This window comes from Virgibacillus sp. AGTR (assembly GCF_016919725.2).
In the GTDB taxonomy this organism is placed as follows: domain Bacteria; phylum Bacillota; class Bacilli; order Bacillales; family Amphibacillaceae; genus Virgibacillus; species Virgibacillus salarius.
Genome location: NZ_JAJERH010000038.1, coordinates 25,922 through 39,539, shown reverse-complemented (window position 1 = coordinate 39,539; position 13,618 = coordinate 25,922). Strand labels below are relative to the sequence as shown.

17 protein-coding genes and 1 pseudogene are annotated in these 13,618 nt (G+C 35.4%); 14 read left to right on the top strand and 4 right to left on the bottom strand.

All coding sequences use genetic code 11. The features are described 5' to 3' along the window. Nucleotides 1–419: 419 nt before the first annotated feature. The gene (locus tag JUJ52_RS14155; protein ID WP_121604694.1) at nucleotides 420–692 is read left to right on the top strand and encodes a hypothetical protein; all 273 of its coding nucleotides are present in this window, start codon (nucleotides 420–422) and stop codon (nucleotides 690–692) included. 8 nt (nucleotides 693–700) lie between these two features. Here JUJ52_RS14155 and JUJ52_RS14150 read toward each other — a convergent pair whose 3' ends face one another. Both JUJ52_RS14150 and JUJ52_RS14145 read right to left on the bottom strand, forming a co-directional pair. Further along, the gene (locus JUJ52_RS14150) at nucleotides 701–901 is read right to left on the bottom strand and encodes an aspartyl-phosphate phosphatase Spo0E family protein (protein WP_034679208.1); all 201 of its coding nucleotides are present in this window, start codon (nucleotides 899–901) and stop codon (nucleotides 701–703) included. 665 nt (nucleotides 902–1,566) lie between these two features. Beyond that, nucleotides 1,567–2,208, bottom strand: coding sequence for an NAD(P)-dependent oxidoreductase (locus JUJ52_RS14145; RefSeq protein ID WP_121604695.1), 642 nt, complete (start codon nucleotides 2,206–2,208; stop codon nucleotides 1,567–1,569). A 197-nt stretch (nucleotides 2,209–2,405) separates the two neighbouring features. Here JUJ52_RS14145 and JUJ52_RS14140 point away from each other — a divergent pair, with 197 nt between their 5' ends. The 8 genes and pseudogenes from JUJ52_RS14140 to JUJ52_RS14105 all read left to right on the top strand — a co-directional run bounded on the left by JUJ52_RS14140 (nucleotide 2,406) and on the right by JUJ52_RS14105 (nucleotide 6,777). Continuing rightward, on the top strand, nucleotides 2,406–2,864 hold the full coding sequence (locus tag JUJ52_RS14140; RefSeq protein ID WP_026681739.1) for an Rrf2 family transcriptional regulator: 459 nt from the start codon (nucleotides 2,406–2,408) through the stop codon (nucleotides 2,862–2,864). 782 nt (nucleotides 2,865–3,646) lie between these two features. Then, nucleotides 3,647–3,750 (top strand): annotated as a pseudogene (locus JUJ52_RS14135) (IS200/IS605 family transposase); the annotation flags it as partial. A gap of 225 nt (nucleotides 3,751–3,975) precedes the next feature. Then, nucleotides 3,976–4,449 (top strand): isochorismatase, encoded by a 474-nt coding sequence (locus JUJ52_RS14130; protein WP_205389644.1) that lies wholly within the window; start codon nucleotides 3,976–3,978, stop codon nucleotides 4,447–4,449. 64 nt (nucleotides 4,450–4,513) lie between these two features. After that, on the top strand, nucleotides 4,514–5,548 hold the full coding sequence (locus JUJ52_RS14125; RefSeq protein WP_228089016.1) for a S66 family peptidase: 1,035 nt from the start codon (nucleotides 4,514–4,516) through the stop codon (nucleotides 5,546–5,548). A 73-nt stretch (nucleotides 5,549–5,621) separates the two neighbouring features. After that, nucleotides 5,622–5,816, top strand: coding sequence for a hypothetical protein (locus JUJ52_RS14120; RefSeq protein WP_228089015.1), 195 nt, complete (start codon nucleotides 5,622–5,624; stop codon nucleotides 5,814–5,816). Nucleotides 5,817–5,836: 20 nt separating this feature from the next. Continuing rightward, nucleotides 5,837–6,049, top strand: coding sequence for a hypothetical protein (locus tag JUJ52_RS14115; protein ID WP_228089014.1), 213 nt, complete (start codon nucleotides 5,837–5,839; stop codon nucleotides 6,047–6,049). Next, a complete protein-coding gene (locus JUJ52_RS14110; protein ID WP_228089013.1) occupies nucleotides 6,049–6,336 on the top strand; it encodes a hypothetical protein in 288 nt (95 codons plus the stop codon). The genes JUJ52_RS14115 and JUJ52_RS14110 overlap by 1 nt, the downstream gene beginning before the upstream one ends. Nucleotides 6,337–6,420: 84 nt before the next feature. Then, nucleotides 6,421–6,777: a hypothetical protein gene (locus JUJ52_RS14105; RefSeq protein ID WP_228089012.1), complete on the top strand. Its 357-nt coding sequence runs from the start codon at nucleotides 6,421–6,423 to the stop codon at nucleotides 6,775–6,777. A gap of 195 nt (nucleotides 6,778–6,972) precedes the next feature. Here JUJ52_RS14105 and JUJ52_RS14100 read toward each other — a convergent pair whose 3' ends face one another. Further along, nucleotides 6,973–7,716 carry an SDR family NAD(P)-dependent oxidoreductase gene (locus JUJ52_RS14100; RefSeq protein ID WP_026681734.1) on the bottom strand — a complete coding sequence of 248 codons (744 nt, stop codon included), beginning with the start codon at nucleotides 7,714–7,716 and terminating at the stop codon, nucleotides 6,973–6,975. A gap of 14 nt (nucleotides 7,717–7,730) precedes the next feature. Beyond that, nucleotides 7,731–8,483: an SDR family NAD(P)-dependent oxidoreductase gene (locus JUJ52_RS14095; protein WP_205389647.1), complete on the bottom strand. Its 753-nt coding sequence runs from the start codon at nucleotides 8,481–8,483 to the stop codon at nucleotides 7,731–7,733. 405 nt (nucleotides 8,484–8,888) lie between these two features. Here JUJ52_RS14095 and JUJ52_RS14090 point away from each other — a divergent pair, with 405 nt between their 5' ends. The 5 genes from JUJ52_RS14090 to JUJ52_RS14070 all read left to right on the top strand — a co-directional run bounded on the left by JUJ52_RS14090 (nucleotide 8,889) and on the right by JUJ52_RS14070 (nucleotide 13,616). Next, the gene (locus tag JUJ52_RS14090) at nucleotides 8,889–10,349 is read left to right on the top strand and encodes a LuxR C-terminal-related transcriptional regulator (protein ID WP_205389648.1); all 1,461 of its coding nucleotides are present in this window, start codon (nucleotides 8,889–8,891) and stop codon (nucleotides 10,347–10,349) included. Nucleotides 10,350–10,396: 47 nt separating this feature from the next. After that, complete coding sequence (locus JUJ52_RS14085) at nucleotides 10,397–11,233, top strand: GNAT family N-acetyltransferase (RefSeq protein ID WP_161629275.1); 837 nt, start codon at nucleotides 10,397–10,399, stop codon at nucleotides 11,231–11,233. 83 nt (nucleotides 11,234–11,316) lie between these two features. Then, entirely contained in the window at nucleotides 11,317–11,592 is a 276-nt protein-coding gene (locus JUJ52_RS14080) for a GNAT family N-acetyltransferase (protein ID WP_205389649.1), read from the top strand. Between the two features lie 77 nt (nucleotides 11,593–11,669). After that, the gene (locus tag JUJ52_RS14075) at nucleotides 11,670–11,900 is read left to right on the top strand and encodes an excisionase family DNA-binding protein (RefSeq protein WP_026682786.1); all 231 of its coding nucleotides are present in this window, start codon (nucleotides 11,670–11,672) and stop codon (nucleotides 11,898–11,900) included. A gap of 510 nt (nucleotides 11,901–12,410) precedes the next feature. Then, nucleotides 12,411–13,616: an N-acetylmuramoyl-L-alanine amidase family protein gene (locus JUJ52_RS14070; protein WP_228089011.1), complete on the top strand. Its 1,206-nt coding sequence runs from the start codon at nucleotides 12,411–12,413 to the stop codon at nucleotides 13,614–13,616. The last annotated feature ends 2 nt before the right edge of the window (nucleotides 13,617–13,618 follow it).

The window sequence follows — 13,618 nt, the reverse complement described above, 5'->3', positions numbered from 1 at the left end:
ACTGAGCGAATTTTGCTCAGTTTTTCTTATTAATAAATAATTTGACTCCGGCAGGAACAGCACGAGTCCGAAGCTCCCTTGGTAACGTGTTTTTATTTATCGAGTTAGCTGAGACCGTGCCCGCTGAAAGCGCTTATATTTTCACGGTGCGGCGATGACCCTCCTATTAATAACATGATTATTCGTATTTTGAGTGTTTTGTCCCATCCTCTCTATCTCACAGATAACTGGCAGTAATATCCCTACTTCAAGCAATTAAGTGAAATCAATATTGATAAGTGGGGGATAACAATCCCCCAACTGATTGAAGCTTTAGTTTATCACACCAAGATAGGACGCAATGCTTAACTCAAGCTCTAGAGCATATATTTATGTGAATCGGATAAGCTAAAAGAAATATCTAAGTGGAGTTGATAAATTTGAAGTTTACTGGTCAGCTTATTTCTGGTGATTTAGATCTAGAAACAAATGAATTTGAGTGGAAGCAGTTTAAACAGTTATCTACGGAATCTGTTCTCACCGAATATCAATTGAACAAGCTGCATGATTATTTGAATCAAACCAATAATGAAACTGGTCAAGTATTAACGCTATATGATCAAATGCCAATCTATTTAAAACAAGAGGATGTTAACCAGATTTTAGATGATTTAGAAAAGATTCGATCTATGTATACTACAGGGAATGAATGAAAAGTCATTCAGTTCATTCCTACAACTAACCCGACAAGATATAATTTTTTCATGCTTGTTTGCATATTTAAAAGGGAATCGAGCTGTTGGCTGCAACGGATGGTTCTGCTATCTGTTAATCCATACTTTAAACCAAGCTCAATCATCTCTCTTTTCTTACTATCAATTCTCTTACTTAAATTAGTAGATTTTGATTCAATAATTTCCATCTTCTTAAATCTTCCTTTCATCATTAACAAATTGTTAGGGCGTAAGTCTCAAACACACAAAAATAAGTATGATTATTTCCGTGATAAAATGCAATAGATTCAACAAAGAAAGTCAAAAGGTTGTGAAATTCGACAGTGTTTACACGCATTTTGGCCCACAGCAAATGAAAAATAGTTAAGAAAACAAAGGGTATTATGTACCATAATTACAATAAAATACCTTATATAGAAATAATAGGAGTATATTTTAAATGTAAGAGTATATTTTTAAAAAATAAAAATGATGGTCCGTACAACTAAGCTCTCTGTAGTGGCTGGTAAGCCCCCTCGCGTTGACACTATCTGGGTTTAACAATGTCTTTTTATGATAGGATAAGGTAACCTTCGGCAGCGATAATATCGTACGCAGAAAAAAGTGTTCTTTTTTCAAAGGAGGCTACGTATATTACCGGAGATAGCGAAGTGTATTGTTCTCCATCAGAATGGACAGAGTTTTTAGTTTATGTCCTCTATACCATCTTCTAGATTTATATATAGATGACATGATTTAGATAAGATCTTTTCAACTGTTTACGTTCCCCCTTTTTATCCCACATATAAATGGAGCTGTTTTGTTTATTGATGGACAAAACAGCTCCACGTTCCGATCGTAATTGAGTTTATCTTTATTTAGCTTCTCCTACTACTGTAAAACGCTCATTTTCATGTTGAGGATTTTCGATTTCATCCACTACACTAATGGCATAGTCTGCATAGCTAATGTAACTTTCGCCTTTATTATTTAGCATCAGCGTGTCTTTCCCTAATCGGTATGAACCAGTCCGTTGACCTTCTGGATCAAAGATGGCAGCAGGGCTAATATAGGTCCATTGAATCCCCGCTGTATTTTGTAGTTCTTTAAGGTTTTCTCCCATATTTGAAGCAGTAGGAAGGTATGCTTTCGGAAAATCAGGGGTATCTAATAAGAGCGTACTTTTATTTTCATCAGCAAATAAGCTTCCAGCTCCCCCAACCACTATTAATCGTGTATGTGGTGCTTGCTTTAGTGCGTTTATTAATACTCTACCAGCATCAATATGCTGGTGCTCCTCACCATGAGGTGCATTAAATGCATTAACTATGACATCATAAGGCTTTATATCTTCCGTTTTTATATCAAAAATATTTTTCTCGATTACGTTCACTGTATCATTCGATACTTTTTTAGCATCTCTTACGATTGCTGTTACATCGTGGTTTCTTTTTACGGCCTCCTTTAAAATAAGGCTTCCGGATTTACCGCTAGCACCAATAATTCCAATCTTCATTTATAACAACCTCCAGGAATGATTATTTGTAACTATTTATGTTACATGTAATAATATAAGTTACAAGTTTATTGTTGTCAAGCGTTAATAGCTTATTTTAATTATTTTTCCTATTAGGTTTAACGATTGTAACTCTTTTTATTACAACTTTGATCATATATAATTATAATAAATATCTATTAAAGGAATGAAACACTATGTCTATTAGTAGTCGCTTTGCTGTTGGTATTCATATATTATCTCTACTTGGAATTAACCAGGAAGATGTTAATACATCTGAATATATAGCTAAAAGTGTGAATACGAATCCCGTCGTTATAAGAAAAATTATAGGTATGCTTAAGAAAGCTCAGTTAGTAAACGTTCGCCCAGGTGTGGCTGGTGCCGAACTAGCCAAGGATTTATCTGATATCACCTTACTTGATGTATACAAGGCGGTTAATGTAGTCCAAGAAAAAGATTTATTTGGAAGACATGAAAGTCCAAACCCTTCCTGTCTTGTTGGAAGAAATATTCAAACGGCTATTGAGCCATTATTTTCATCCGCGCAGCGTGCATTAGAAAAGTCATTGGAAAATGTTACGATTCAGGATGTAGTTTCAGATATTTTAAAGCAGGAAGAATCCGTTGCTGGTCAAAATCAACGTGAGTGCTAACCAATAATCAGGTTACATTAAGGGTGAACATAGCAACGAGGAGGCGTAGAAAATGTCTCCCATATATAACTGGCAGTAAGCCCCCTGCCAGTTATATGTCCGATTGTTCAAAGGTCTCTTTAGGTCATATCCTTGTGGCATGAACAATAAGTGGGGGATAAACAAAACCCCCAACTGATTGAAGTTTCACTATATATTCAAACAGAACGGTTATTAATCCGTGTTTTTTGACAGGAAGACTGGCAAGCTGTTTACGCATATACTTCAAATGAGCAGGTTATGAAAAATATTTAACTGAAGGCGTTTTTAAAGTAAAGGATTCGAAAGTGGTGTCGCGGGTAAAGAGGCTAAGACAAAAGAATGAAGAAACAATAAAAAACGAACGGTAAGTTTAAATTGGAATAATTAATTTAGTACCTGAAATAGGCGAGACTCCGGCAGGAACAGCACGAGTCCAAAGATCCACTTGGTAACGTGTTTTTCTTTACCAAGTTAGCTGAGGCCGTACCCACGGAAAGCGAGTATAGTTTCACGGTGCGGCGATAATACTCCTATTGATAATATGATTATTCATTTTGAGTAAAGACGTTGTGTTTTGTCCCAGCCTTTTTTTATTACTTCTTTAAAATCCAAAGGCTCTGCCTGAGTAAAAATGAACTTTGTAGGGTTGTAAAAGAAAAATCTCCAAAGGTTATAATAGAAAATGGTCGCTAACGAGAGGAGATCAACTCTTGTTGAGTAACATTATTTATCACAACACAATGTGAAATGGTAAGTACCATATCGTGTTTATTCTAAAGTATAGACAAAAAGTTATATACGGAAAGTTACGAAGAGATATAAGTCCAATTTTACAAGATTATGTGAAATGAAAGATGTAGAAATTCGATCATCGATCATTTATCTCACCTTCCTGTGTATTGAATTATATAGAAGATTAAAAGAAAATACAGACTAATATTGAAATTATTAAAATGTTATAATGAAGATGAACAAGCTATCTTACATGAAATAAAATCAGAAAAATACTAATTTACACAAAATTATTTTAGGGATTAGAGATTGTGTAGAAGCATCGTTCTGTTATTTATATAAGGAAAGGAATGAGGTATTGATCGAACTATCGGAAAGTTATCAAAAAAGGCCAATTCGTTTTCTAGAATTATGGGAGATCAACGATTGGAAAATTAAAATGTATGGCATTTCCTATAAAAATGATCTCCCAAGTCATGACTTAATTAGCAAGGCTAAAGAAATAGCACAGCAAAGCTTGCCTGTTCCTGCAATTACTGAAAATCGGTATGGAGCTGGTTTTGTCGGCGTTCACGATGGCAAGGATGCTAATTTTATATTTGTCGATTGGTGGTCAAATGAAAATGAGCTTCAACATCATGTATACATATCTACCAAGGAGGAGCCAAATATGTTTAAAGAATATACTAATACAAGCTTAATTGCGTGCTGTTGGGATCTTAAGCTAATGAGCTTTGAGAGGGATAGCTGGGTGGATACGGTTCTGAATCATCCATCAGGTAAACCTAGTGTGGAGGAATATTTACAGAAGCAATTAAATGTTGATATATAAAAAAGTCTCGTGCAGCAATACATACGAAAGGTAACTTTCTCAGAAAAGTCAGGGTGGTGGTTTTATGTTAAAAAAGCCAGAAATGTTAAAAAAGGGAGATCGTATTGCTACTATAAGTCCGAGTTGGGGAGGTGCTGGTGATCCAGAATTAAGACGCCGTTATGAGCAGGGAGTCAAACGTTTGGAAGATGTATTTGGTTTAGAAGTGGTGGCTATGCCTAATAGCCTAAAAGGTTCAGATTATGTATATAAAAATCCCCAAGCCCGTGCTAATGATATAATGACAGCATTTAAGGATAAGTCAATTAAAGCAATTATTGCCAACATTGGTGGAGATGATAGTATTCGATTGCTTCCCTTTATTGATTTTGACGTAATGAAAAATAATCCAAAGATTTTACTAGGATATTCAGATGTTACAATCCCACATTTGTTCTGTTATAAAGCAGGAATAACATCATTCTATGGTCCAGCGATTTTAACTGATTTTGCCGAAAATGTAGAAATGCACGCGTATACTGTTGAATCTATTAAACAAACGTTATTTTCACGAGAGCCTATAGGTGAAATTAAGCCAGCTAAAGCATGGACGAGTGAATATTTAGATTGGGCAGTTGAATCCAATAATCAGATACAAAGAACAATGCAACATAATAATGGATATGAATTGCTTCAAGGCTCTGAAGTGGTGTCTGGTAGATTAATTGGAGGGTGTATAGAAGTTTTGGAGATTGCAAAAGGAACAGAGCTCTGGCCTGCTAAGAAGGACTGGGAAGATAGTATTATATTCTTCGAAACTTCTGAGGTCAAGTCATCCCCAGATCTCTTGAAATCTTGGTTACGCAACTATGCGGCACAGGGTATTTTGCAGGCTGCTAACGGAATCGTTTTTGGGAAACCAAAAGATGAAGCTTATTTTGCAGAATATAAAGAAGTTATTCAGTTAGTCATGCAAGAGTATCAATTAGAAGATTTACCTATCCTTTATAACTTGAATTTTGGTCATACGGAACCCAAAATCGTTCTACCGTATGGGGCGATGGCTGAAATTAATTGTGATCGTCAAACATTCACCATTCTGGAAAGTGGTGTGAAATAGCATCTTTAAATAACGATTAGATTAGCTTCGTTTTGAAAAGGTTGTTCGTATAGATAATATAATTGAATTGATAATGGTAATAATAGCATATGGATTACTTGGTGTGATAGCACTTCATACGTTTCAAAAGCATTCTCAAGCCTTGAGCTTCTGGAAAGCAATCTTATTTTTAATTATCGGACTTATTTCCATACAATTAACAGTTGGTTCTTTTGATATTACTGTGTTTCCAATTAGTGTAGTATTACTATTTTTAATAATAATTTGAATCCATTTGCTGAGAGGCCTGTGGATAGCGGGAAATGGTTTGAAGCAGTACATACATTAGGTTCAAATCACAGAGAGGCACGTTTTCCGTATGTATTAACAGGCATCGAAACAAAATGGAGTAGTGGAAAATCACCTATCATTTATCTTGAAAGTATACTTATTTCGATGGAAGATAAGCAGTTATATTTTCGATCATCTGCCCCTTTTCTAAAAGAAAAGGGGTCATCATAATGTATAAAAAAATAATAATGTTTAGCTTATTAGCAGCTGTTATAGTATTTTTCATATATTGGTTTTATCCGTTTAAGCCTAGTGTATTCTTAAGTGATGAGCAGATTGCTTTGGAAATAGAGGAGGTTATATTTAAGAGTAACGTAAAACAAGTTCAAGATGTAATAAAAATTGATGAACAGCATTTATTCGTCCCATTTATTACAGAAAATCAAACGTATTCAGGAAGCTACTGGGAATGGAAAAGAAATCAATGGAAATTGAATTGGGTTAAGATTAATCTCTGACCACGTGTGTTAAAAATAGAGGAGAATAATCCCGAAACGTATTATTTTGTATGGAATTTAGATCCTCGTGACCAAGTGGCAGCATTGGATTTTTTTCTGAAGAAAAAACGAGGCTATTCTGGAACTAATTATCATCCAGCCATACAGATGAAGGATGAAATATCGCTTGATACGTCTTCTTATGGTATACGTAAATTGCCAAATGATTGGAAAAGCATGATTGAGGAAATAAAAACATTCGAAGCGACTAAAGCGACGAATACATTTAATAGATTTATTTTCGAGCATCATCTAAGATTTGGCTGGGTTCCATATGATAATCATCATAAAGTGACAGATATTACTTATTCGCTCAATGGATCTGGATATTCTGTAAATAATGAAGAAAATTTTGAGCGTATGTTTCATTTTTCGTTAACAGATTTAGAAATTGCCCACTAAGAGACTCGTCATTGCTGGACTGGTAGTAACTAGTATGTAAAATAGAAACGGCACTGGCCCTTAGACTAATCCATACTATAATTGGCGTGTGAAACTCATATGGAAGTCTGACATAGCTAGTTGTGCTTTTAAAGCAGTTTTTGGGACAGGTCGTTTCTATGAATATTCTACAAAGCATTGTTAATTATTTTTAGCTTATTGCGCAGTATAGCCACCGTCTACTAATAGAGTTGTTCCAGCAATAAATGAGGCATCGTCACTTGCTAAAAACAACACGGATTTAGCAACTTCTTCTGCTTTACCCAGTCTTCCCATTGGATGGAGACTAACAAGATGGTCCTTTACTTCTGGCGAAGATTTGGCGATTAATGGAGTATCAATGTACCCTGGGCAAATAGCATTAACACGTATGCCTTCTTTGGCGTAAGCAATACCTAATGTTTGGGTAAGTAGTTTTACACCACCTTTTGCTGCGGAATAGGCGGTTACACTATCCTTCCCTACGAAGCTGTGAATGGACCCGCTATTTACAATAACTCCACCATCCTCCTGCTGCCGCATTTGCTCAATGGCGTATTTATCGGAAAGATAAACGCCTGATAAATTAATATCAATTGTTTTTTTCCACTTATCGTAGGATAGCTCATGGATATTTGCGTCATTCGCAATTCCAGCATTTGCAAACATAATGTCCACTCTGCCAAAATGTCGTACCGTTTGATTAATCATATTTTTTGTATGTTCCTCGTTGGAAACATCGGTTTTTATAAAGATGGTTTCATATCCTTTTTGATTCAGCTCATCCGAGATTTCTTGACCATGGTCTGAAAAGTCCGCTATTGCTACTTTAGCACCTTCCTGTACAAATAATCGCACAGTTGCTTCTCCAATACCGCTAGCGCCACCAGTAATAATTGCTATTTTTTCTGCTAATTTCATTTGAAAAACTCCTTTTAGTTTACTGTTGCTCCACCATCAATTACAAACTCAGCTCCTGTTGAGAAGGAAGCATCATCTGAAGCAAGAAATAGCACCATTTTAGCTACTTCTTCAGGTTTTCCCATTCTTCCAAGTGGATAGGTTTTGTCTAATTCTTCTTTGGAATGACCAGTTTGTTCAGATGCATAGTTAGCCATTGCTGTCTCAATATAACCGGGATGGATAGAATTTACGCGCACTCCAGTATTTGCATACTCCATAGCAATATCCTTCGTCATTATACGTACAGCACCTTTGCTAGCTCCATATAGAACATGGCCTGGCGCACCGATAAGCCCTGCTACAGAGGAAGCATTAATGACAGACCCACTTTTTTGTTTTGCCATTACTGGAACAGCATGTTTCATACCCAAGAATACACCAGTAACGTTAATCGACATAAGACGGTTCCATTCTTCTAATTCAGTTTCTACAAGTGGTTTAATAATATAGATGCCAGCATTATTAAATAACACATCAATTGTGCTGAAATGGTTTATAGTTTCATTAATTACTTGCTTCCAATCCTCTTCATTACTTACATCATGCTTAATGAAAATCCCTTCCGAACCTAACGCTTTTATTTCGTCTACTGTTTTTCTACCAGATTCTTCGTTAATATCTGTGATGACTAATTTCGCCCCTTCGTTAGCAAACAATAGGGCTGTCTTCTTACCAATTCCAGTTCCTCCTCCTGTAATGATGGCTACTTTATTCTCTAGCTTCATCACGATCGTCCTTTCTAGTTATATGAATAGGGTTTTATTATTGTTAGTAATGTATACATTACTAGTTATCTAAAGACACCTCCTTAAGAAGGGATACAAATAAAACTATAGGATGATTAGTTTAAAATTTGTACTTTCTAAATTATTTTTCTTATAATAATGGTGATTCCGTAACTCCATGATGATGTATTACGGCATTCAAGTTTTGTGACTATTTCTCGTAATTCTTTTCTTAGTATAGATAATCGACTGGTGTTCATGCGTATTTATCGAAAATGGTATACGTACGTTATATAAATTGTATATGGCATATGAAAAAAGGAATATCCTATGAATAGAGGGAAAATAGTCATAAAATACCGTTCAAATATAGGAAGTTTTGGTATAAAGGGGGTTAGAATAGAATTGACACAGCATGCTCATTTCATTCCAGAAATATCCAATGAGGATTTTAAACGATTTATCAGGACACATAAGCAACAATTGCAGGGGAATATGAACATTCATCTTCAATTAGATTCATTACTTACCAATTACGAACAAGAAGTAATAGGAATACTTGCAAATTCTTTCTTTGAAACAATTACAGGTTCCGATCAATTAAAAACAAAACTGGCGTTTCATCAATTATTAAGCATCTGGATACAACGTCATATTTCTGTATTATCTGTAAAACGGCTACATGCATTTTATTTCATTTTGGAGAAGGCATTTGTAAATTTATACGATGAAACGAAAGATGAACAGTTATTATCGGGAATATTATTCTTATCATCAACCTTTTCTAAGTTATTTCAAATATATGCCTCTGCAAACAATCGTAGTCGTGATAGACGTGGCCTAATCCCACATGATTTTCAAATATTAATAACATCTTATTTAGCAAGTTATCCTATTGGTGAACTATATTTACTACAAAATCAACAAGCCGTTTCACCGATTGTGAGCAGCTGGAAGCGGTCTGAAGTTGATGGTAGTCTTCATTTTGTACCAGACGCTTTTCAAACATCATTAAGCCCAGGTTTTCTCGATCAATTGCCGTGCTTTCCATTAGCTGATGGAGCATTGTATATAAAAGGGTCACTCGGGCTCACTATTCAAGAACAATCGTCAATTGCTAATTATATTTCCCAAATAAGTAATTTGATTACAAAGTATGATCGACAGGAGAAAGCAATTACGAAAAAATTACTTACATTAGATAGATTTAATACGATTTTATTAGATTGTGTAGGTGTAGATGATCTCGCTTATATCATGAAGCAATGTGAAGAATTACTACACTATAATCGATGTGTATTCTATGCCTATATCCCTTGGTCTAAAGAATTTAAGGGGATAGTCGGTTCAGAATTATCAAAGGTTCAAGGATTTAAAGGCCCACTTTATCCGAATCAACTATTTGATCAGATACGTATTACCAAGAAACCAATGTTTATTAAAGACCCTGCTCTTTCCATTAATAAAGAAACCATTGAACTGTTTGAGCTTTCATCTTTAATTATTGTGCCAGTGTACTACGAGCATGAAATGTTAGGCTGGATTACCCTCGATCAGATGGGAAAAGAATTTGAAGTAGCTAAAGATGAGCTTGAGCTACTTGAAGAAATAGGAAAGCGAATTGGGCATTTTATTCAAAAGCACGAGGGCCAGGTACATCCACTTTACGGCATTCAACTAACAAAACGTGAATTAAACATTTTAACCCTATTAGCTGAGGGCTATGACAATAGACAAATGGGGGAAAACTTACATCTTAGTGAACACACAGTTAGAGACTATGTCAGTAGTCTTATGGGGAAACTAAAGGCAAGGAATCGCACCCAAGTTGTTTCAACTGGCTTCCGTCTAGGTCTCTTAAAATAATACAAGGAATAATATGATTTAGGGAAGAGGGTAGGATGGTAATGCGAATGACAGATAGAATGCAAATGATAATAGAATGTGCAGAAGAAGAAGCGGCAAAAACGGATAAACAAACAGTGTCCATTCTTCATTTATTAATCGCTTTTTTGAAGCAAGACGCTAGTTTTTTGGCTGAGCTTTCCTATTGGAGCTCCATTAGTATTGAAGAATTGCGTTGTGTGGATAAAAACGTTCAAACCTTTGATTATAGGCAAATGTCAAGTCCATACTTTTCTATACCTGTTGAAAAAGATGTAACAATTGTTTTTGCTTCCGCTATTGGATATATGCAAAAATTCAATCAAATATATTTGAACGAGGGTCATTTACTCAAAGCTTTGTTAAGAACAGATCAAGTGGACAAGCTACTGACGGATGATGATAAGTTTATGATGATAAGCTTAGGAGCTACAGCAAGAGATATGATTACCCATCTTGGTAATTATTCATTTCCAAATATTCCATCTTCATTCGGGATTCGACGTGTATATCATACAGATAGGAATAAGCTTGTATCATTTGTCTATGATCACTTTTCGCGGGAATGGTCATTAACAATTGAAAGGGCTTTCGTTGAAGGGAAAGATACGATCTATGTTGCTACTGATTCGCAACGTAACTATGTGGGATTTGCTGCCTTTGACATCTTTCAAAATAAAAAGAACTATTTTGGTCCAATGGGAGTAAAGTTAGACTTAAGAGGAAACGGAATTGGATTTGGTTTATTACACCATTGCTTACGAGATATGAAAGAAATTGGTTATGAATATGCAATACTTGGTGGGGCAGGCCCGATTGAATTTTATGAAAAGGCATGTAAAGCAGTCATTATTCCCATATTTTAAAGAAGATTACTCCAAACTGAATAGTTTTTTTAGTTATTATTAAAACTATCTTTACAAATTCATTTTAGAGGAGCGGTTGAATAATGGCAGCTGTAAAAAAAGGAGATCATAAATTTTATATTGGAGATGATGAACAAAATCCAGAAGCCGAAATTACGTTTGATACTTCCGATGAAGGGCATATAATCATTACTCATACCAAAGTATCGGAAGAATTACGTGGCCAAGGCGTTGCAGGGAAATTAGTTGATGAAGTGGTTAACTTTGCACGGAGAGAAGAAAAAAAGATTAAACCTGCCTGCTCCTATGCGAAAAACAAAATGGAAAGAACTCCAGAATATCGTGATATCTTGGTATAATAATCGGGGATGGGTTTAATAGTACGTGTTAGAGGTGAGTTACGTTTCCAAAATGATGAAGAAAGGAATGGAGGATGATGTATCTAACCATACCGGAAACGGCGGAGTTTTTGTCTATGGAGGAAACAAAGATTAACGCGCTTGTTCTACAAGGTAGAATACGTGCTGTTCATGATGGTGAACAGTTTCTGATTAATAAAGAGCAATTTCATACACATTTAGAGCAGGTGGAAAAATACCGTAAAATGATTTTAGATTATTTGAATGAGCCAATTCCTGAAGATATAGATGTTAAGGATGAGGATTAGAAAAAAAGCGATAAAAAAACCCGTATTACACATTTACAGTGATACGGGTTTTTTTATATGTGGATTGATCCACTAACCATCAGTGGGGGATAAAGAAAACGCTCACCAACTGATGGAAAGTTCACTCTATGCTTAACATGAAACTTATGAACTAATCTGAGTCATTTTGTCTAAAATTGTAGATTTTGGTAGACAAAGCACATAAAATAAATTAATATGAAGATAATAATTTTAGTATATTCAGATTATTGGGTAAATAGTCCTTATTTAACTAAGTCATTTGCTTCAGTAACGATACGATGCTAGCCTAAGGAATCTATTTACAAATAAGTAGGGAGGTTAGAGAGTGAAGACAACGTAGAAATAAGCTATAAACAGTAAATGTCTTCCTTTAGCACACACGTAAATTCTTTTTAATTTCTAGTAAATTTTGGCGGATGATGTTGTATCTTTGCTATAATCTAGTAATGAAAACTAACTACAGGAAAAATGAAGGAGGCTTTTTATTTAATGAAGCGGCTCATAACAGTGAGTATAAGTATGGTAATCATTCTTTTTATTAATTTATTCGAATTACCTGTTAGCGCCCAAGATGCCGAGATGTATGAGGTAGGATCAGCTAATTTAAATGTAAGGTCGTCTCCTAATCATCAAGCACCAATAATAGGTAAGCTAGATAAAGGTGATAGAGTAAAAGTTTATAAGGAGTCTTTTGGTTGGGTACAAACGTATTATGGTGGTCAAGAGGCATGGGTTGCTTCACAATATTTATTTAAACCAAGCTCGTCAGCGAAAGCGGCAGGCTATACGCAAAAAAATCTACCGAAAGCACAGAATGCAGCAACTTTAACGAGTAAAGATAAGGTATTTGCTGCAGGGACATCTAATCTAAATGTAAGATCTGGTCCTTCTCACGATGCACCGATAATAGGGCAATTACAAAACGGCGATAAAGTTAGAGTATACAAGGAATTCTTTGGCTGGGTACAAACGTATTATGATGGACAAGAAGCATGGGTAGCTTCACAATATTTATTTGAGGTCAACGAAACAAATCAAACGCAGGTGTCTAAGAAAACTAGCAAAAAAAATACAGAAAATACCCAAGCGGAAAAAGTGGAATCCACGAAGAAAGATGAACAGAAGAAAAGAGAAGCTAATACTGCTAGTACTGGATCCCTTCAAGGATATAATATTGTAATTGACCCTGGACATGGAGGGAAAGATCCGGGTTCCCTAGGCGTAAACGGTGTGTTCGAAAAAGATATAATTATGCGCACTGCCGATCACGTGGAGCAAAAGCTGCGTCAAGCCGGTGCTACGGTTATTCTGACACGCAATAGTGATTATTACATTTCTCTGAACGAGCGAGTGAGATTAAGTAATTTATATCATACACATGCATTTATTAGTCTACATTACAATGCCCATCCCTTAATGAGAATGAATGGAATTGAAACATACTACCATTTGGGTGAAAAAAACCGTGATTTAGCTAGCAATATTCAAGGTTCGCTGGAGCAAAATGTATCTTTGCAAGGTCGTGGAATTAAAGAAAGTAACTTCTATGTTTTACGTAAAAATCGTTTTCCAAGCGTATTAGTAGAATTAGGGTTCATTACTAATCCAGGTGATTTATCTATGGCACAATCTGAAGACTATCAAAATACGGTTGCAAACAGTATCGTAGAAGGCTTGATGAATTACTTTAATTAAAG